A 20,161-nucleotide genomic window follows, 5' to 3' on the forward strand; every position below is an offset into this window, starting at 1 on the left:
CCTGAAACTGCACGACTACTACGCGGGCATTTCTTGTAACGGTCAAAGCTTAATTCGCACTGCGATTGAGAATAACGCTGTTGAGGTTGGTACTTTGCTGGTGAAGAAAATGCCTAGCAAGGAACTTCAGGAGCCAGAGAAAGATGGTAAAACACTGCAAGCGTGGATCACTGAAAATGGTCACGATGGACACGCGATCACTGCAGCACTGCTAGAGCGCTTATAAGCGACAGAAACAATCACATGATAGCCATGTCACCATTTCAACATGGTTGCAGGGAGGTTTAGCAGTCCCCTGCATTAAAAGGCGCCTTACGGCGCCTTTATTTTTTCAACCTTTCACAAACTAACATGCCGAATAACTAAAACAACTCAATATCGCTGCTGAAGATTTGCTTTGTACTTCTGTCCATTACCTCTATACGATTTCTACCATTATTTTTTGCCAGATACAGTGCTTCATCCGCAATTTCAATGATCGAAGGGATCGGCGTTATCGGGTTTATCGCCGTTACGCCAATGCTGACCGTAATATTGCCCGAAGGAAAATCGTATTGCTGGACACGCAAACGAAAACTGTCTAACAGTGACAACGCAGCCTGAATGTCTGTTTGATTAATAATAACTACAAATTCTTCGCCGCCATACCTGAACAGAAAATCAGCATGCCGAAACGACTTTCGCATTAAATTGGCAAAATGAATTAACACTTCATCCCCTTGCAAGTGCCCAAACCTGTCGTTAACTTGTTTAAAATGATCAATATCCAGGATGGCAAGAAATGAACTGCGTTCTGATGGCATATTGCGCCGATAGAAATCAAGCACCTGTTCCAGGGTGGTAACAAAGGTTTGCCGGTTGTGCAGTTTGGTGAGCAGATCCCGCTCTTTTACATCAAAAAGGTTAATCTGATGCTCGTATATACTCGCAAGCCCTTTGATGATCTCAAACTCGTAGTCGTTTACCATTCCCTGGATCAGCACCAGCTTTTCCGGCGGCTCATCTTTGTTTACGTAAATACAAATAAAAGGCAGGTCATTAATAGTGTGTTTTTCAACACCCGCGCTCCCCTCTCTGAACACGAATTGCACAACAGACTGATATTCATCTTTAACGTTTTCGTCCAATGATATCGGAACTTTCCTTATTAATCGCTCACTGGTTTCGTTTCCGGTATGTCTCTTACCCAGAATTTCATAAGAAGACACGTCCTTAATGTTGTCAATTTCCATTAACAAGGTGATAAGGGCGACGTTTAAATCGTGGAAGGTTTTTGATTCAATCAGCCTCGACGACAATGCAAAAGCGGTCTGTAATTGCTCAAAACTCATAGGAACTTCAGTTTCTTCACTTATAAACAGTGTTGGCCTGTTTAGTAAGCATTGTTGAGCCGTAAATAATCGTCAAATTTTAAGTCAATCTTTTCGCCAAAAAACCCAAAATAAATGCGATACAGCGGGCGCATTTAAATAAAAACACAAAAAACTAACAAATAAAGCATTTTTTCCACGTATAAAAAAACTGTATTTGAAAAGACAAAACGCAAAACAACCCAACCTAAAATCTACTTTAACTATATGTATTTTAAAGACATTAAACAGAATAATGTAGATTCCCGCAGATATGCCCGCCCTCGTCCATTCGCAAAAACGTATAATACAGAATACCCATGTATGGCACCTGCTGTTTTTTCATCCAATTTCGTGCGCTTTAATACACTCAACAAACAAACGAACTGCTACGTAAATAAATAAAACATCTAACGAGGATTGACCCATGTTGAAATTTGCTAAAACTGCTGCCCTGATTGTTACTGCTAGCCTTGGTGTATCTGCGACTGCACAAGCTGATGTAAACGAAGCCCTGGCTAACATCTGCACTATCGTAAGTGCCGACGACAAAGGCGAACTGCGCAAAAAAATGCGCTCTGTTGAATCAGATTACCGCATGAAACTGCATGATTACTACACTGGTATTTCATGTAACGGCCAAAGCTTAATACGCACTGCAATCTCAAATGATTCAGTAGAAGTTGGTACGCTGCTGGTGAAGAAAATGCCAAGCCGTGACCTGCAAGAGCCGGAAAAAGATGGCAAAACACTGCAAGCCTGGATTAACGAAAACGGTTTGCAAGACCACGCCGTTGCTCAGGCTTTAACAGAACGTCTGTAAGAGATTTCGTGACACCATGTGTTCATGACACCAGTCAACATGGTAGCGAGGCGGAAACGCCTTGCAGATAAGGCGCCTAGTGCGCCTTTTCTTTTTGACATACTAAACATCTATAAAAGTATGAAATTGTATCAGCCCTAAATTTACGTATTAAAAAAAATACGCATGTATGAGACCCAACCTACCCTGTCACAACGAGATGGGTTTTAATGAATTTACAGAACATGTGGGGGTGTCTGAGATGAAAACCATGATGAAATACATTACTGCTTTTTGCTTTATCAGTGTAGCGCCGTTCGTAACTGCTGACGAACAAGCTACTAAATCAACTGAAGGAAGTACACTAAGCAAGGTACAAGTGGCAAAGAAGGCCAGACAGGACAATGATGGTTTACCTGTTCGCCAGCTAATTATGCATGCGCAAACAAGTCAGTCTTCAACGGTTAGTCATTTTAATAACGTTGTTGAAGCACGCACACTGCATTTGCCAGCATTAACCCAGCTTCGCTAGACGTTTTCTACATCAAAAGAACGGGCATCCTTGCCCGTTTTTTGCTTTCTGCACCCATTTTCTTAGACTGATTCAATCTCATTTATCACTTGCCAACACTTCAATTGTTAAAAAATTGCGTTAAACTGCGCCTACTTTGCTGTATCAGGGTAATGACAGGAACTCACAATGACCAAAGCCCGGCCACTCTCTCCTTTACTACTTCGCAGTGTAATTGCATCTGTACCCTTATCATCACTTGCGTTTTCTGCGATAGCACAGTCAGAAGAGCCTCCCAAACTGGAAATCATTGAAGTAAGTGCACAAAAACGAACTCAAAACCTCCAGGAAGTGCCTGTTGCCGTTACAGCATTAAATGGTACTGTGCTGGCAGAAAAAGCGGTTTTCGATATTTATGATATTGAGCGCGGTGTGCCTACGCTTTCTGCTTTCCAAAGCCAGAGTGCAACCAATAGCGCGTTTGCCATTCGGGGCATAGGTACCTCGTCTCAAAATTTTGGCTTTGAGTCCTCAGTGGGTCTGTATGTAGATGGCGTATACCGCGCTCGTCAAAACTCCGTGATCAACGACCTTACCGACATTAGCACAGTAGAGATCCTGCGTGGCCCTCAAGGCAGTTTATTCGGGAAAAATACCCCGTCAGGCGCCGTAGTGATTAATACTCAGGCACCAGATTTCGACAACAGCGGTTTTTTCCAGCTCAGTGCGGGTAATTACAATACGCTTAATCTGAGTGGCGCAGCGTCATTTACTGCAATCGATGACATCCTGGCGTTTCGTATCAGTGGATTTAGTTCACAACGCGATGGCTGGGTAGAAGACACTGCTCATCCTGACGCCGAGCTGAACAACCGTGATCGCTCAGGGATCAGACTACAGGCACTGTTCACCCCATCGCAGGATATTTCCGTAAGAGTGATTGCAGACTATGCAGAATTAGACGAACGCTGCTGCGCAGCGCTAACCTGGCGGGGCAATTTGCAGGCTAGCGATGTTGCCGGAAAATTCGGTACTGATGCTATTTTGTCGTCCCCATTGCTTGGGGGGAGTATTTTTACTCGTGAACAATACTTTAATTATCAGACCGCATTATCCACATCACCTCGATCAGCCATGCAGGATAAGGGCTTGTCAGCCCAGCTTGACTGGCAACTCAATGATACATTAACCCTGGTGTCCGTAACGGCGTACCGTCAGTTTGATAGCTTTGACAATACCGACACAGACTTCAGCGATGTCAGCCTGTTGTCAACCACCAATGACGCTACCCAGCAAGCAGTATCCCAGGAACTGAGGCTTCATTATCAACAAACGGATTTCAACGCAATTGTGGGCGCATTTTTCTTCCACCAATCGCTAAACTTAGCCTTTACTAATCAAATAGGCAGTGACTTTCCAACTTTCTTTAATGTAAGCGCCAGTGAATTGCAGCCACTGGTAGACGGATTAAACACGCTAAGCGTGTTATCTGGTGGGTTTATTGCGCCTGCCGCACCTGCAACCCCCGGCGGAACAGCGTTTTATCATACCGCCAATCAGGATCAGGACAGTATTGCCTTATTTGCACAATCTGACTGGCAATTTTTACCCCAGTGGACACTTACAACAGGCATTCGGTTTACCCATGAAAACAAGTCTTTAGACGGCCAGTATACCGAAACAGGACCGGGCATTGACGGGCTTTCCATGAACCCGGCAGATTTCCCCAACCCATTTGCAGCAGGCCCGGCTTTGGCCGCAATTGGAGCAGCACTCAGCACTGGCTCGCTGCCTGATGCCGCCTCACTGGCAGCCATTGCCCCGTTTCAAACTGCCGGATGGGGGTTTTACTTTCTGAATACGGCTTCAGTGCTCCCCCGCCCGCCTATGCAGGAAGCGTTGTCGTATAACAACACCAGTGGCACGGTAAAACTGAGTTATCAGCCCAACAGTAACCAGTTGTTCTATGCATCCTGGGGCAATGGATTTAAATCTGGCGGTATCAACACCGACCGTATCGCGCCGGGCTTTGATCCTGTGTTCTTACCAGAGAAATCCAACGCTTTTGAGCTGGGTGTGAAACAGGATTTTCCGCAGCACGATTTACGTGTAAATCTGGCTGTTCATCGCACCGACATCGAAGATTTTCAGGCTTCCACCTTTACCGGCACCGGTTTTAATCTGCAAAACGCAGGGACAATAGAAACCAAAGGACTGGAATTGGATATCACCTGGCTGCCGCTGGATTCTACACAAGTAACTCTGAATTTTGCCCGCACACTGGCACACTTTGACGAGTTTGAAAACGGTACTTGCTGGGTGGCGTACAGCTGGCACACAGGTATTGACGACCCAGGCAGGCAGCACCCTACCGATCCTTATTGTTCGCGAGCTGGCGACCGGGTTGGTTTTGAGCCGCAAACCCGTTATACCCTGGGTGTCGAGCAGTATGCAGATATATTTAACCTGCCTACTACCCTTCGCGTCGACTACCAGTATACCGGCGATCTGTTTCTTGATGACACGGCCGATCCGTTTAAACATGTTGGCGATTTTGATATCGTAAATGCCAGCTGGATGTGGGATCTGCCAGAGTGGCAAAGTCAGATTATTCTGTGGAGTAAGAATCTGTTCGATACCCAATACGTTGCAAAAAATGGGTTTGATGTACCGGTACAAACCGGCAAAATCATGGCTTATCCTGGTATGCCACGCACCTATGGCGTCACACTGCGAACGCAGTTTTAAGCCATACAACATTTTATTGAACGAGATCAAGGAAGATCTCAGCCAGTCAGGTAGGCTTATCTCATTACCCGAATTGCACCTTAATGAGACCTGAGCCAGCTATGATCCAAACACCTGACTTTTTTGACCCTGCCTTACTCAATAAATACAACTTAAACGGTCCTCGCTATACCTCCTACCCTACTGCTCTGGAATTCAACAACGAAGTAAACGACACCAGTCTGGTGGCAGCGGCTACCGATAGCCCCACGCGGGATTTATCGCTTTATGTACATATCCCGTTTTGCCATCAACTTTGTTACTACTGTGGCTGCAATAAAATCGTCACCCGGCATGCCGACAAAGCCGACCGTTATCTGGATTACCTGGCAAAAGAAATTGCGCTCAGGCAAAAGGCTTTCAAACACTACAAAGTAGGCCAATTACACCTGGGCGGGGGCTCACCGAGCTTCTTCTCGATTGAACAACACACGCGCCTTATTACCATGTTAAAGCAGGCTTTTGATTTCAAAGCCAATGCCGAATGCAGTATTGAAATTGATCCGCGTCACGTAGACAAACAATACCTGACTGGCCTGGCAAACCTGGGATACAAACGCCTGAGCATTGGCGTACAGGATATCAACTTTGATGTTCAGCAGGCGATTAATCGTATTCAAAGTACCTCACATATTGCAGAACTGGTATCCCACGCCCGCGAAACCGGTTTCGATTCAGTAAATTTAGATCTAATCTACGGCTTGCCTCATCAAACCGAGCAAACTTTTAAAACTACCCTGGCCGCAGTGAAGGCCATGGATCCCGAGCGAATTTCATTATTTAGTTATGCGCATTTGCCAGACCGCTTCGCCGCACAACGGAAAATAAAAGAGGAATGGTTGCCCAGCGCACAAACAAAACTTGCCCTGATGAAACTGGCTATGACCAGCCTCACTCAGACTGGTTATGCACTGATCGGCATGGACCATTTTGCCAAACAGAATGACGAATTGGCCATCGCGCAACAACGCGGTGAGCTACACCGAAATTTTCAGGGCTACACCACACTGGGCGAGCTGGACATGCTTGGTCTTGGCGTGTCATCGATATCAGCAATTTACGACATGTACGGGCAAAATCCTAAAGCGCTCAACGAATATTACGCGGCATTGGACGCGGGTACCTCTGTGGTTGTTAAGGGCACTCAGCTTAGCCGTGACGACATGATCCGCCGCGATGTGATCATGGCGCTGATGTGTAACCTGCAGGTCAGTATTGCCGACATTGAGGAAAAATGGGACATTGATTTTTACCCCTACTTTGCAGAGTCCATTGATAAACTCACGCCGTTCATTCAGGATGAACTGGTATCGGTAAGTGCAACGTCAATTGATGTTGACCCCAAAGCCAGATTGCTGATACGCATCATCAGTATGAGTTTCGATGCCTATTTGGCAGGTAAACTGCACCAACAACGCTACTCAAGAGTCATTTAACTATTCTGGCTGGCAGGCAATGAGCCTGCGCCAAAGTAGGCATACACGGCCTCGCCCGGTGCAATAGACAGTTGCCGGGCAGCAGGGGCTTCCAACAACGAATACAAAACCTGATCTTCACATTGCAAGGTGAGTTGTTGCAGGCCGGTATGTTGGTCGGTTGCAATACCGGATACCGATACCTGCAATCGATTTACATAGCCAACCTGTGCAGGAGCAAGTGGTACTTTTGAGATCAGTACATGCCGGGCATCCACCAGCAATGTAGCGCGGTCACCAGGGTTCTCCATTGCCCGGGTTACTACCTTGTGTTTACCAATGGAAAACACCAAAAAGTCTGCTTCTTTTTCAACAACCGGCCCTTGCAAAATGCTACCCGTTAGCCCGTTAACTGACTGGTTAGCACCTGCCCTGCTCAGCGCCGATGCGGGCGCATCCTGAAGCACCTGCTGCCCATGCTGAATCACGGCTACCTCATCACAATAACGGGCAATGTCCTGCCAGTCATGACTAACCCATATCACTTTGCGGGAGTGCTGAGTATGCTGTTGCAAGGCTGATAATACACGCGCGCGCAGTTGTGTATCCATTGCGCTGGTGCTTTCATCTAACAACAATACCGACGGCCTGGCCAGTAACGCACGGGCAATGGCAACTCGCTGGGCTTCACCGCCCGATAACGCTTTTACGGTTTTGTTTAGCAGCGAGTGACATTCGAAATCCTGAATAATCTGGCGTAGTTCTGCAGAATTAACCTGATTACTGCGTGCAACCAGTGCTAAGTTACCGGATACCGATAACGCAGGAAACAAAGGGGTCTGAGATGACACCAATACGGTTTTAACGGATTTGCCATCCGTTGATGCAGCCCAATCAGTAAAGCCTGTTATTTGGGCTGATTGCTCCAATCCGGCCAGACTGCGCATGAGTGTGGATTTGCCCGCACCAGACGGCCCCACAATACCTAACCAACGCACACTGTTCGACAGTGATAGCGTTACCTTAAGCCGGAAGTCACCGCGTTCAATACTCACATGGCACGCCATTGTGCGCCTCCCTTGCCCTGACGCCAATACAACGCAATAAGCAGCAGTAATGACACCACGAGCAGCACTGCGGCTAATTGATGAGCCTGCGTATAATCTAACGCTTCAACGTGATCAAACAGAGCAATAGAGGCAACGCGGGTCTCGCCGGGAATATTGCCGCCTATCATTAACACCACGCCAAACTCGCCTATGGTATGCGCAAAACTCAAGCCAGCGGCGATAAGCGCATGGGGAAGCATGGCCGGCAGGATAATGTAACGCCATCGAGCGGTTGATGGAACATTGAGCATAGCCGCGGTTTCTAACAAGGCTGGTTGGAGTTGAGTAAAGCCTGCATGCAAAGGCTGTACGGCGAAAGGCAAAGAATACAGCACCGATCCAATCACCAATGCTTCAAAAGTAAACGCCAGCGGTGAACCAAACAGCGCCAGCCATCCTTGCCCAAAGGCGTTATTGGGTGAAAAAGCGATGAGTAAATAAAACCCCAACACAGTGGGAGGCAGTACCAGTGGTAAAGCGATAATAGCCTGAACCAGCGCTTTTCCTGCACCCTGCCACCGGCTCAGCCGCCAGGCCATAGGTACGGCTACGACCATCAGAATAAGGGTAGTCACAAATGCCAGTTTTGCAGTTAACCAGATGGCCTGAATATCCATTAGCGCGACTCTCCGGTGGAGCTTACTGGTAAATATCCCATTTTCGACAACTGTTGCTGCACTTCGTGCGACAGCAAGTAGGATACAAAATCACGGGCAATGTCTTTGTTATGAGAACGCCCTACCACACTGAGTTTTTGAATAATTTCAGTATATTTTTCTGCCTCAATCATAACGCAGGAGAGTTGGTAACTTACACACTGGGAGGCCGCAATCAACGCCAACTGTACATTGCCGGTCTGCCAGAATTGCAGTGTTTGCTGAATATTACTGCCTCGTATTAACCGGCTACCCATGTGCTCCCAAAGGCCCATTCCCGTTAAAAATTGCTGTGCGGCAAGGCCATAAGGGGCAAGTCGCGGATCGGCTATTGCAATGCGTGTTGAATCAGAAGCTTCTTGCAAAGCGTTTAGGCCGCTTTCGCCTGCCCCAATCAAAGCCAGCTGCCCCCGAGCATACGTTACAACATCGTTAAACTCGGCCAGCCCTTGTTCAACCAGCGTTTCAGGCCGTTTAGCATCGGCAGACAAAAACACGTCAAAAGGCGCTCCATGCACAATTTGCGCAAACAAAGCACCACTGGAACCCACCGTAATGTGAATGCGGTGGCCAGTTTTTGCGAAATAACTATCTGCAATAATCGTTAACGGATGAGCAAAGTTTGCCGCCACAGCCACATTAAGCGTAACAGCCTGAGTTTGGGGTTTAGCCTGTGTAACAAACAACAGACACACCAATCCAATCAGCAACCCGGTAATGCTCAGTCGCATGCATTATCCTGATTTTCACTAAGCCAGCGCATTGCTGCTTTGTCGTCATTGGTTTTAGCTACCACCCAGGTAGCCTGATCACCCTGCCACTCTTTTTTCCAGATAGGCACGGACTGCTTTAACATATCCATTATAAAGGTTGCCGCTAAAAACGCCTGCTCACGATGCTGTGATGCCGTACCTACCCATACAATCTGCGCGTGATTCGCCAGTTTGCCCACGCGATGAATGATGCCAGCATCAACAATATCAAAACGTTGGCTGGCTTTTGTTAACAGCGCGTTGAGTGCCGATTCGGTCATACCAGGATAATACTCCAGCTCAATGCCCTGGATCCCGCCCTGTGCGTTAAAATCGCGAACCAAACCGGTGAATGTGACGATGGCTCCCGCGCCTTGTGACACAGCACCACCGCATAATTCATCGTAAAGCGCTTGCTGAGAGAAATCGTTTGTCTGTACCCGGGCAAACACCACTAACCTCCGGTGACGGGCGGAAAGAAAGCCACTTCATCGTGTTCATTAAGTTTCGTTTCGCCGTTACAGAGCGTTTGATTGTGCGCCATTAACACATTGCCCTGCAGAGCGTCATTCAGCGCCGCGGACTGTTGCATTAATTGAGTGCGCAACGCCGCAATAGTGGACGGCTGAGGTAAAGAAGTGGTGAGACTATCCACCCCCGCTATTTCGCGTACCTGAGCGAAAAATTTAACCGTTACCATGTTGCCAGTCTCCGGTTTTACCGCCGCGCTTTTCCAGCACGTGAATGCCGGTCATGATCATATTAGGGTCTACCGCTTTGCACATATCAAACAAGGTTAGAAGCGCAATATTTACACCAGTGAGTGCCTCCATTTCCACGCCGGTCTGACCTTTTAATTTACAACGGCACTGCACTACAATGCTCGGGGTAACCTCGTCAAATTCAAAGGTAATATCCACTTTACTGAGCGCCAACGGATGGCACAGCGGAATTAAATTCGCACATTGTTTTGCCCCCTGAATACCGGCAATACGCGCGGCGGCCAATACATCGCCTTTTGCCGCGCGATTTTCGCTTACCTCGGCAAAAGCCTCCTGTGACAACAACAAGGTACCCTGGGCAATCGCCTCTCTGGCGGTTACCGCTTTTTCGCTGACATCCACCATATTGGCTTCGCCCTGTCGGTTAACATGCGACAAGCCCATTACATGGTGCCTTTCAGGTGACCAACAAAATTACAAGGGCGATGGGTACTATTGAGTTGCGATTGTATAATGCCTTCCCAGGCGGTGCGACACGCGCCGGTAGAACCGGGTAAACAGAAAATAACAGTGCGATTGGCGAAACCGGCGATGGCTCTTGACTGCACGGTAGAAGTACCGATTTCCTGATAACTTAAATAGCGAAACAATTCGCCAAAGCCATCAACGTCCTTATCAAACAACACGCGCAGTGCTTCTGGTGTCGAATCCCGGCCGGTAAATCCCGTTCCCCCTGTTACCAATACAGCTTCAACGGCCGGATCGGCAATCCATGCTGAAACGACAGCACGTTGCCGGTAAATATCATCAGCAACCAGTTCTCTGGCGACTACGTTATGGCCATCCGCTTCCACTGCCTGTTGCAGGTACTGGCCTGATGTATCGGTATCAAGCGTACGGGTATCAGAAACAGTGAGAATGGCAATATTAACGGGTAGCGCTTCGGTAGTCATAAACGTCCTTAAAATTCTGCTGCGACGGGACTGTCAAATTTGGTACATTATGCGCTTTATTGTAACGCTATCAAAGTGCTAACTATGCCAAAACCACTCCGTTATGCCCAGGCTTTGCGCTATAACCGGCAAATTGTGCTACCGCAAATCGACCTGCAAGGTCGGGAGCGGTGGCAACACGCGCGGGTATTGGTGCTTGGCACAGGCGGATTGGGCTGCGCTGCAGTGCAACACCTTTGCAGCAGCGGCATTGGCCAGCTCACACTGGTTGATGGCGACATAGTCGAAGTGACCAACCTGCCTCGTCAGTGTTTATTCAGCAATCAACAGGTGGGGATGCAAAAAGTCCATGCCGCCCGTGACAGACTACATGCAATCAATCCGGATTGCGTTATCCACACGATTGCGCAAATGGCAGACGATATGTTGTTGGATGAGCTCGTACCAGCACATGATATTGTACTTGACTGTACCGACAACCTGGCAAGCCGAAATAGTATTAATGCCCGTTGCTACAAGCACAATATTCCATTGGTAACCGGGGCGGCGATTCGTTTTGAAGGTCAGATCATGCTGGTCGACCCTGTGCAGGATAGTGCGTGTTACGGCTGCTTAAGCCAGCTCATTCAGCCAACTGAATTGTCGTGCACCGAAGCCGGTATTTTCTCTCCGGTAGTTAACCTGATTGGTCTGCAACAAGCCCATATCGCATTGTTGCACTTACTTGATAAATCCCCCACCCGTGCGGGCTTGTTACATACCTATGATGGCCTTAATATGCAGTGGAATCAATTTACTATTCCCGCTTATCAGGGTTGCCCGGTATGCCAGGCCAGCCACAAAGAGATCCGATAAACTATGATTAATACAGTGAGTAAGTCGCACATACGGGTGGCACAAAATGCCTCTGGCCGGGCCATGAATGTGCCGGTGTATCATATCAAAGGGATACGCCCCGGTCCGAAAGTGTATATTCAAAGTTCGATACACGGTGCGGAAGTACAAGGCAATGTGGTGATTTACCATTTGATACAATGGCTGCAAAACATGCCAATCAGTGGCGAAATCATTCTGGTGCCAAATTGTAACCCTGTAGGTACAAACATAAAGGCGGGGGAATATACGCTGGGTCGATTTGACCCGGTTAACGGCACAAACTGGAATCGCGGTTACTACTACGATGCCAACGAAGTGACAGCGTTTGCCAACACCGTAACGTCTGAAGAATCTGTTGCGTCAGTTAAGCAACGCTTTCGCGAGCACTGGCGTAAAGCCATAGCGAACAAGCTTGCCAGCCCATGGGGGCTGGGACTGGCTCAGCAACTCAATTTGCGCTTACAGCAAATGGCCGTAGACGCCGATTACGTGCTGGATTTACATAATGGCCCGGTGTCTACCCGTCATATTTATGTTCCTGACTACGCCAAAGCCAGTGCAACACTGTTTAATTTTCCGCACTGTATTTTTATTCCTAATGTGTTTGCAGGCGCGTTGGACGAAGCCACATTCTGCCCCTGGTGGACATTAACCACGTTGCTGAACGAGCGCGATAAACGTCAGGTAGATTTTGGCGTGGAGGCATTTACACTGGAAATGGGCAGTCAGGAAGTGATTGACTTCGACGAGGGCGAAATCGATGCCACCAGTATTCTGAGTTATTTAACTGCCAAAGGGGTATTACCGGAAAGCCAATTGCAGCCCGCCAATATGAACCGCGTAGGGGTAAACTTAAGCGACTATAAAATTCTGTATACCCAGTGGGGAGGCATGGTGCAGTATTGTGCCAGGCCCGGGCAGCACGTAAAGCAAGGCGATATTCTGGCAAAGGTGCTCAATATTGACGAACTGGATAACGAAAAAGGCAGTTTTGATATCACAGCCCCTTGTGATCTCATTCCAATGCTGCACTTCCCGTCGGCATCTGTGTTAAGCGGCACGCAACTTTATAAGTGCTTCACCAACTATTTTACGCTAACTGAAAAGGCGTAAATTCGCAGAAAACGCCGCTCATTTAAAGCGGCGTTTTTGTACGTGTTTAAATTGGCGACCCCGGTGGCAATGGAAGAGGTTTAAAGGCCATCGACCACTCTCCGGTATCCCAGAATCGATTTAAGTAATGCTCCAGCGCGCGGTAATGCGCCACATCATCTTCATCTTCATCTTCGAGCCATTCAGTTAGCGTCATTAATTCTGCAGTGACCGCAAGCTTCACTTCCGGTGCCGTATCCTCAGCCAGTAACGCTTGCACAATAGACTGAACCGCTACCATTTGCAGGCGTTTGGTGAGGTTGTCTTTTACATCCTTTTTGCGATAAAAATGCACCGACAGTATTTTTCTCACCACGTCGTCCACGGCCGGAATACTTGCTTGCAAACTGTGTTGATATGCCAGCCGATTCAGGCGCTCAGGGTGTAATAGCAAAGACAAACTAAAGGCTGCCGCGCTTTCGGCTGCACTAACCGGATCAAACACCCGCCCCATTCTGCCGGTAAATTGTTCGCGGGTTTGCGCTTCGGCAAAGGTAGGCGGTGGCAGTAATTTAATAATGGATTTCGGCAGCGTCAGCATCTCTGGTGCAGAAGCGTCTACCAACCGAATCATGGCATTATTCTGCGTACTCGCCGACACAAATTTTATGCCTTTCGGACTGGCATTGTCCCCCTTATTTTCGTAATCATACTCAATGCCACCTACTTGTTTTGCAACTGCCTCAAGCTGATATCGGTGAAGCAGGTAAACCGGCACCAATGCATTTTCCAGCGACGACAAACTTGCGCCTGCCGGCAGAGTGTTGAGCCCCATTTTATTCAACGCAATGCCACGAACCTTAAGCAGATGATCAAACTCTGCAATCGGATCTGCACCGTTGTCCCACAGATGACCATCGGTTGAGCCATGATGTGATGCGCGCACGTCCTCGTCAGATTTATACTTAAGCCCTGCTGTACGAGCCTGACTCACCAGCGCCTGTAATGCAGACGCTTCATCAGTTTCTTCGGCAAAATCCTGGTATCCGTAGGCAATCACGTAATCATCCCAGGCCCCCATGCCCACGTCATAGGCATCATCCAGCGAAATAACATCGCCATTCAGGGTGATCGTAGGATGTGGATAGTCCATCACTGATTCACGGCCGTTTTCACTGGCGGCAAAGTTATGTGCAATGCCTAAGGTATGACCCACTTCGTGTGCCGAAAGCTGACGAATGCGCGCCAACGCCATGTCGCGTTGTGCAGAAATATCGCCCCCCGTTTCCGTAAAGGGACTGGTTAACCCCAGCGCGATCAAAAAGTCCTGACGAACACGCAGCGAACCCAATGTGACGTGCCCTTTGATAATTTCACCGGTACGCGGATCAACCACTGACGAGCCATAAGACCACCCCCGAGTCGCACGATGCACCCAGTTGATCACGTTATAACGAACATCCATCGGATCCGCGCCTTCGGGTAACACTTTTACCTGAAACGCATCTTTATATCCGATGGCTTCAAATGCCTGATTCCACCAGCTTGCGCCTTCGCGCAATGCACTCATCACTGGCTCAGGAATGCCAGGATCAAGATAATAAACAATCGGTTCAACCGGTTCGCTTACGGCGGCAGTCGGATCTTTCTTTGCCAGACGGTGACGACGAATAAACGCCTGCTCCATCGGCTCAGTAATGGGTGCAGAATAGTCCTGGTAAGCGTGTTTCCAATAGCCTGAAAACGGATGGAAGGCACGCGGTTTGTAACCTTCATCTGGCAACGCAACAAATGAGTGATGCAAATGCACGGTAACCGAATCAGCATCTGGCGTTACTTGCTGCAAATAAGCACCTGTGCCCTGTCCGCCAAAAGTTACCAGTGCTTCAAGTTCGGTATTTTGAGCAAATACCTTGGTGCGTGGTAAATACACACCACTGCGTTTTGCATCGTTTTTAAACGTCCCCTGATTGGCTTTTTTTAATCGCTCGGCAATGCCGTGAATATCGCTGAACAATTGTTCGGTGTAGTCAATTAGCACGGCGCCGTCGCTTTCAGCCTGAATCACAAAGCCCGCAATAACCGAATCGGCAAACGCTTCATCGATGCTGGCTTTCTCGGCTGGATTATCAGCGCTGGCGCGGTAGTCGGTATTCAGTTGTTTAAGCAATAGTTTGTTGCCGTAACGCTCAAACTGAACCAGGCGTGTTGCGCCTAACTGGCCACGATCCAGGCCGATGTCGTTTGATCCTACGCCGTGGGGCAAACTCGACTGAAACAACAATGGCTCATTCAGCGCGCTGATTTGCAGATACACTTTGTCATCTGCAGGATTGTAATAAAGGGGTATAAACCCATCCTGCTTTTGCATGGATTGGGTAAATGATGTAATGCTGGTTGCAGCTAACGCTACGTTGCTCATTAAAAGAGCGCAAAATACAAAGAAGAGCGTGCGCACAATATTCTCCCGAACCGTTTCCCATGAATGTGTGATTGTTATGACGCACTGCAAATTGCAGGCTGATTTTTGTTCCAACTTACCCAAATTTACCGGGTAACACCATGCTCAAGTGACAAATCGACCAACTAAGCCGATGAAACTGTATAGCGATTCGAAAATCTTGATCCAGATCGCGCCGTTGTCAGCAGCCCTTTTGATTAATCGCTAACTAAAAACACGCTTGATCTGTATCAAGACGTTCCGCGCGTTCACTGAGTACTCTGGCAAACATTACAAAATCGTTACATTCGATGCGAAAATGGGCTTACAGTTTCAACAACACCATGTCACCGAAGCACAGAATACGCTCTTTCATGAGCGCTTACACAGTCAGTTATCGTCGGTGGATCAGGAACTGCTTCGTCCTTGCTATGACCAACCGGTGGTCAGCTTCGGTGCCGAGCTCGAAATGTATCTCATCGATCGGCACTTCATGCCTGCGGCACTGAACGAATCAGTGTTGAGTAAAGCCCGGGTAAATGGACTTCAGGATGAGCTGAACCAATACAATATTGAATATAATCTCGAGCCGGTTGTTGCCAGCGAAGCTCCTTTCTCTCAACTGGCCGCGCAGTTAAGGCATGCAACCAGAGCCATTGATCAGGCCGCCAGTTTATACGATGGTCATGCGGTTGCTATTGGCATCTTACCCACGTTATCGGCGCAACACCTTACCCAGGATTTCCTGACAAACCGGCCCAGATATAAAGCATTATCTAATGCACTGAAAGCACTAAACAATGGCCCGTTCAACATCGATATACATGGCCTGGACACAATAAAAATCCGTTGTGAAGAAGTGACGCTGGAAGGGGCAAATACCTCATTTCAATTCCACCATCGGGTGCCAGTAAGTCGCTTTACGCAGTGTTACAATGCTGCGCAATTAACCTCGCCACTGGTGCTGGCACTGGCAGGTAATTCGCCGTTTTTTATGGGCAAGCGACTCTGGCAGGAAACCCGCATTGCACTGTTTAAACAATCCATTGATTACCGCGACCACTTTAGTGGCCGCTGGCGACCGCCTTCCCGGGTTAATTTTGGCAACGGCTGGTTACGCCAGGGTATTGCAGAATGCTTAACCGAAAGTGTTGCACTCTATCCCCCCATTCTGCCCGTCACCGCAGAACGAATGAATAATACCGATAACCAATTTGGTGAATTGCTATTGCACCATGGAACAGTTTGGAGCTGGAACCGGGCCATTCTGCAGCCCGGTGAAAATGGTCATGTAAGAATTGAATATCGCAGCCTGCCAGCGGGTCCGACGATTGACGATAAGCTTGCTAACGCTGCCCTGCAAGTGGGTTTGGTTGAATCGCTGTCTTACGATTGCGAGAGTTACCTGCAACGTTTGCCATTTCGGAATGCCGAGTACAACTTTTACCGTTGTGCGCAATATGGACTCAATGCCAGGGTTATCTGGCCTGGCAAACACCAAACCACCTTGTCAGAACACCGGGTTACCGATGTTATTACCGATTTATTGCCCGTTGCTGATGACGGACTGGCACTGGCAGGGGTGAGCCGGGAAGAACGGGATCGCTATATGAACATTATTGAGCATCGCCTGGCGGCAAGACAGACAGGTGCCAGTTGGCAATTGGATACATTCAATCGATTGACTGCCAGTGTTGCACCGCATCATGTGTTGCCTGAACTGTGTCGGCGCTACTATCAACTAAGCCAGGATGGGCAACCTGTTGCCTGTTGGGAGTAATCATGGGATTTGCGCATATTGTCACCCCCACGCTACCAGGATTTCAGCTACTTAACGCTGATGAGATAAGCTTACCCGCGACAAGCTTCCAGTTTTTACAGGCGCTGCAAGGCCCTGCAATTATCAGAATAAAAGGAAAAACGCGACAGCGCCGCGCCGTGATCACCCTGTTACATGGCAATGAGCCATCGGGCTTTCTGGCATTGTACAAATTGCTTCAGGAGAAGTTTCAGCCATTTGCGGATACCACTTTCTTCGTCGTATCTGTGCTTGCTGCGCTGGAAGCTCCCGGATATCGATACCGGGCACTGCCGCAACACAAAGACATCAATCGCTGTTTCAAGCCACCCTACAGTGATGAAGACGGACATCTTGCCAAGCAGGTTATCGATTATCTGGTCGATCTCGCGCCCGAAGCCATCATAGATCTGCACAACACTTCAGGCAGTGGTCCTGCATTCAGTGTCAGCCGCAGGCTTACCGCAAAACATCAGGCGCTTGCGTCTCACTTCACCCGCTGGTTTATTCACACCGACATTGAGCTGGGTGCTGTTATGGAAGTGCCTTTTTGCTGCCCGGTCGTCACTATTGAAGCAGGAGGTGCACAGGATGACATTGCGCATATCAATGCTTATGAGGGTTTAAAATCGTATCTGAGTGAAGAAAATGTGTTTACCCAGCGCCAGCACATTGAAGTGTTGGGGCAACCCCGACGTTTGGAAATACATAAGGAAGCGTCACTGGCCTTTGCCGAGAGGCCGGTATTCGGTGCCAGTATCACCATTCGCCAGGATATCGAACAACGCAATTTTGGTACCACACAACCGGGTGACATTCTGGGCTGGGTTGACCATGCAAAACTCGAACATTTCCGTCTGGGAGGTCATCAGCGCGGCGAACTGGTAGAACATTATTTCAGTGCTGACAATAACCAGCTCACCGTTACAAAACCGCTCAAGTTTTTTATGGTCACCACACGCAGTGACATCGCCAAAAGCGACTGTTTACTTTACTTCATCGAAGCCGACTAACTGGCGTTACACTATCAAGAATTACCCGATGACGCACCTTGAAACAAGGGCGCTAGCGCTTGCTTCATCCCGGTTTTGCGACGTTGTTGCAAAGCAACCGCAGTGCGCAACGTTTCGGGTGTAGTTACAAGAACACAGCCTCGCTTGGCTCGTGTGAGGCCGGTATACACCAATTCTCGGGTACACATTGCCGCCGCCTGTTTTGAGGGTGATTCAGGTAAGCAAAGTAATAGCTGGGCAAATTCCGATCCCTGGGACTTGTGAATGGTCATGGCATACACGGTTTCAAATCGGGGTAACCGGGTAAGTGGCACTGCGCGAAACGTGCCGTTGTCTGCTGTAAACCAGGCTTTCAGCTGGCCATTTGCAGCAGGCCATACAATGCCAACATCGCCATTAAACAACCGCATACTATAGTGATTTTCTACCACCATAATGGGCTTTCCGCGGTAAAACTGCCCGGCCGTGCCCGAAGGAGACATCAGGGTTTCGATGCGCTCATTAAGTGCAATCGCGCCAAACTCGCCTTGTCGGAATGGCGTTAACCATCGCACATTGAGCAGGGCTTTAATGGCATCACTCAAACTGCCAGCCTGATTTATCGGGTCAAAGCACGCTTTCGCCGTTTGGGCAAACTGCTTTTCCAGTGCCTGAGGTTCGCACATAGCCACCCCTTCAATGTCGGCCACAGCTTTTGATTTCACGCTTTCCAGGCTACTCACTAAAGTGTGCGTATCACCGGCAGAGATTGCACTGGCGGCATCGGCCAAATCTCCACCAAATCGCTGTGCGTTTATCAGGGTAAAATGGCAGTCTGGCTCATCCAGCTTGTCGGTGTTAGCCAATGCTGGCAAGTGAGGACACAATCTGGCAAATTGCGCCGCCGCACTTACTGACACAGAGTCGCAGGCACTTTTGTTCATGGCCGCAAGGATATCACCCAGCACATTACCCGCTTCAACAGACGGTAGCTGATTCGGATCGCCCACTAAAATAATGCGGGTATCTGGCCCCAGGGCCCGGAACAACCGTGCCATCAGTGCCAAATCAATCATGGAGCTTTCATCCACTACCACCACATCTGCATTCAATGGTCGGTCGGCGTTTGCCCGGCAGTGAATCCCCCAACGCGGCATGCCCAGTAAACGGTGTAAGGTCATCGCTTGCTGGCGAATTTTATCGCCTAATCGTGCTAATGGCTCATTACCCATAAAGGTACTCAGTGCTAAATCAATCGATTCAGACAAGCGCTGTGCCGCTTTGCCCGTTGGCGCTGTAAGCATAATAGACAACTTACCATCCCAAGCCGCTTGCATGGCCATGAGCAACCGTGCAATGGTGTAGGTTTTTCCTGTGCCTGGCCCACCGGAGATAATCGCAAATCGCTGATTCACGCTGAGCGCAGTGGCGACTTGTTGCCAGTCCTGCTCAGCAACAGACTGTGTGTTGAATAACGCAGGCCACAACGCAGCAACCCGCTGATACTGCGTGTCATCCAATGGCACGGGTAACAGCCTGGCTTCAATCCCCGCTTTTATGTCCTGCTCAAATTGCCAGTAGCGCGCGCTGTATAAACGGTGTTCGAGCAGGTGCAGTTTACCGTGTAACACAGGTGACTGAGCCAACGATTGGGCTATCTCAAGTAATGCAGGTAAACACGCAAAGTGCCAGCCTGAACCGGTTTTGTCGGGTATATCAAACAATGTTTGATCAGCAATATCGTCCAGTAATAAACAAGCGTTTCCCTGACGTTGACTCACGCTTAATGCAAGCAACAAATGAAAAGCCGATGTCAGCTCGGTTGTTGGCCAGGCAGCGTCGTTTTTCAACAAATCACACAAGGTTTGCGCAAAGTAATGATCAATGGCTTCGATGTCGGCCAGCGC

General features: G+C 48.6%; 19 protein-coding genes. 9 read left to right on the plus strand and 10 right to left on the minus strand.

Annotation, left to right across the window (positions count from 1 at the left end):
- Window positions 1-226 (plus strand): DUF3718 domain-containing protein (locus ACLR2L_RS10645; protein ID WP_413368086.1); only part of this gene is annotated, 226 nt, incomplete at its 5' end.
- Window positions 227-362: 136 nt separating this feature from the next.
- On the opposite strand, the gene ACLR2L_RS10650 is transcribed toward ACLR2L_RS10645, so the two are convergent.
- Complete coding sequence (locus tag ACLR2L_RS10650; RefSeq protein ID WP_413368088.1) at window positions 363-1,331, minus strand: GGDEF domain-containing protein; 969 nt, start codon at window positions 1,329-1,331, stop codon at window positions 363-365.
- 445 nt (window positions 1,332-1,776) lie between these two features.
- Here ACLR2L_RS10650 and ACLR2L_RS10655 point away from each other — a divergent pair, with 445 nt between their 5' ends.
- The 4 genes from ACLR2L_RS10655 to hemN all read left to right on the plus strand — a co-directional run bounded on the left by ACLR2L_RS10655 (window position 1,777) and on the right by hemN (window position 6,885).
- On the plus strand, window positions 1,777-2,172 hold the full coding sequence (locus ACLR2L_RS10655) for a DUF3718 domain-containing protein (protein WP_413368090.1): 396 nt from the start codon (window positions 1,777-1,779) through the stop codon (window positions 2,170-2,172).
- 241 nt (window positions 2,173-2,413) lie between these two features.
- Window positions 2,414-2,683 carry a hypothetical protein gene (locus ACLR2L_RS10660; protein WP_140956710.1) on the plus strand — a complete coding sequence of 90 codons (270 nt, stop codon included), beginning with the start codon at window positions 2,414-2,416 and terminating at the stop codon, window positions 2,681-2,683.
- Window positions 2,684-2,851: 168 nt separating this feature from the next.
- Complete coding sequence (locus ACLR2L_RS10665) at window positions 2,852-5,410, plus strand: TonB-dependent receptor (RefSeq protein WP_413368092.1); 2,559 nt, start codon at window positions 2,852-2,854, stop codon at window positions 5,408-5,410.
- Window positions 5,411-5,511: 101 nt separating this feature from the next.
- Complete coding sequence (hemN, locus tag ACLR2L_RS10670) at window positions 5,512-6,885, plus strand: oxygen-independent coproporphyrinogen III oxidase (protein WP_413368094.1); 1,374 nt, start codon at window positions 5,512-5,514, stop codon at window positions 6,883-6,885.
- Here hemN and ACLR2L_RS10675 read toward each other — a convergent pair.
- Genes ACLR2L_RS10675 through moaB form a run of 7 tightly spaced genes read right to left on the minus strand, consistent with a single transcriptional unit; the run spans window position 6,882 to window position 11,056 of the window.
- Entirely contained in the window at window positions 6,882-7,919 is a 1,038-nt protein-coding gene (locus ACLR2L_RS10675; RefSeq protein WP_413368096.1) for an ATP-binding cassette domain-containing protein, read from the minus strand. The genes hemN and ACLR2L_RS10675 overlap by 4 nt on opposite strands.
- Entirely contained in the window at window positions 7,916-8,590 is a 675-nt protein-coding gene (modB, locus tag ACLR2L_RS10680; protein WP_413368098.1) for a molybdate ABC transporter permease subunit, read from the minus strand. Before modB ends, ACLR2L_RS10675 begins: the two co-directional genes overlap by 4 nt.
- Window positions 8,590-9,360: a molybdate ABC transporter substrate-binding protein gene (gene modA / locus ACLR2L_RS10685; RefSeq protein ID WP_413368100.1), complete on the minus strand. Its 771-nt coding sequence runs from the start codon at window positions 9,358-9,360 to the stop codon at window positions 8,590-8,592. Before modA ends, modB begins: the two co-directional genes overlap by 1 nt.
- Window positions 9,351-9,833: a molybdenum cofactor biosynthesis protein MoaE gene (locus ACLR2L_RS10690; protein WP_413368102.1), complete on the minus strand. Its 483-nt coding sequence runs from the start codon at window positions 9,831-9,833 to the stop codon at window positions 9,351-9,353. Before ACLR2L_RS10690 ends, modA begins: the two co-directional genes overlap by 10 nt.
- 2 nt (window positions 9,834-9,835) lie before the next feature.
- Complete coding sequence (gene moaD, locus ACLR2L_RS10695) at window positions 9,836-10,081, minus strand: molybdopterin converting factor subunit 1 (protein ID WP_413368104.1); 246 nt, start codon at window positions 10,079-10,081, stop codon at window positions 9,836-9,838.
- Window positions 10,068-10,547 carry a cyclic pyranopterin monophosphate synthase MoaC gene (moaC, locus tag ACLR2L_RS10700; protein ID WP_413368106.1) on the minus strand — a complete coding sequence of 160 codons (480 nt, stop codon included), beginning with the start codon at window positions 10,545-10,547 and terminating at the stop codon, window positions 10,068-10,070. The genes moaD and moaC overlap by 14 nt, the downstream gene beginning before the upstream one ends.
- Window positions 10,547-11,056, minus strand: coding sequence for a molybdenum cofactor biosynthesis protein B (gene moaB / locus ACLR2L_RS10705; protein WP_140956702.1), 510 nt, complete (start codon window positions 11,054-11,056; stop codon window positions 10,547-10,549). Before moaB ends, moaC begins: the two co-directional genes overlap by 1 nt.
- Before the next feature lie 84 nt (window positions 11,057-11,140).
- Here moaB and ACLR2L_RS10710 point away from each other — a divergent pair, with 84 nt between their 5' ends.
- Window positions 11,141-11,911 (plus strand): HesA/MoeB/ThiF family protein, encoded by a 771-nt coding sequence (locus ACLR2L_RS10710; RefSeq protein WP_413368108.1) that lies wholly within the window; start codon window positions 11,141-11,143, stop codon window positions 11,909-11,911.
- 3 nt (window positions 11,912-11,914) lie between these two features.
- Window positions 11,915-13,045: a succinylglutamate desuccinylase/aspartoacylase family protein gene (locus ACLR2L_RS10715; RefSeq protein ID WP_413368110.1), complete on the plus strand. Its 1,131-nt coding sequence runs from the start codon at window positions 11,915-11,917 to the stop codon at window positions 13,043-13,045.
- A gap of 46 nt (window positions 13,046-13,091) precedes the next feature.
- Here ACLR2L_RS10715 and ACLR2L_RS10720 read toward each other — a convergent pair whose 3' ends face one another.
- The gene (locus ACLR2L_RS10720) at window positions 13,092-15,446 is read right to left on the minus strand and encodes a zinc-dependent metalloprotease (RefSeq protein WP_413368118.1); all 2,355 of its coding nucleotides are present in this window, start codon (window positions 15,444-15,446) and stop codon (window positions 13,092-13,094) included.
- A gap of 337 nt (window positions 15,447-15,783) precedes the next feature.
- Here ACLR2L_RS10720 and ACLR2L_RS10725 point away from each other — a divergent pair, with 337 nt between their 5' ends.
- Entirely contained in the window at window positions 15,784-17,244 is a 1,461-nt protein-coding gene (locus ACLR2L_RS10725; RefSeq protein WP_413368112.1) for a hypothetical protein, read from the plus strand.
- 2 nt (window positions 17,245-17,246) lie between these two features.
- Window positions 17,247-18,275 (plus strand): hypothetical protein, encoded by a 1,029-nt coding sequence (locus tag ACLR2L_RS10730; RefSeq protein WP_413368114.1) that lies wholly within the window; start codon window positions 17,247-17,249, stop codon window positions 18,273-18,275.
- 14 nt (window positions 18,276-18,289) lie between these two features.
- On the opposite strand, the gene recD is transcribed toward ACLR2L_RS10730, so the two are convergent.
- Window positions 18,290-20,161 (minus strand): exodeoxyribonuclease V subunit alpha (gene recD / locus ACLR2L_RS10735; protein WP_413368116.1); only part of this gene is annotated, 1,872 nt, incomplete at its 5' end.

The sequence above is a fragment of the Alteromonas sp. AMM-1 genome, from assembly GCF_047290655.1.
Taxonomy (GTDB): domain Bacteria; phylum Pseudomonadota; class Gammaproteobacteria; order Enterobacterales; family Alteromonadaceae; genus Alteromonas; species Alteromonas mangrovi.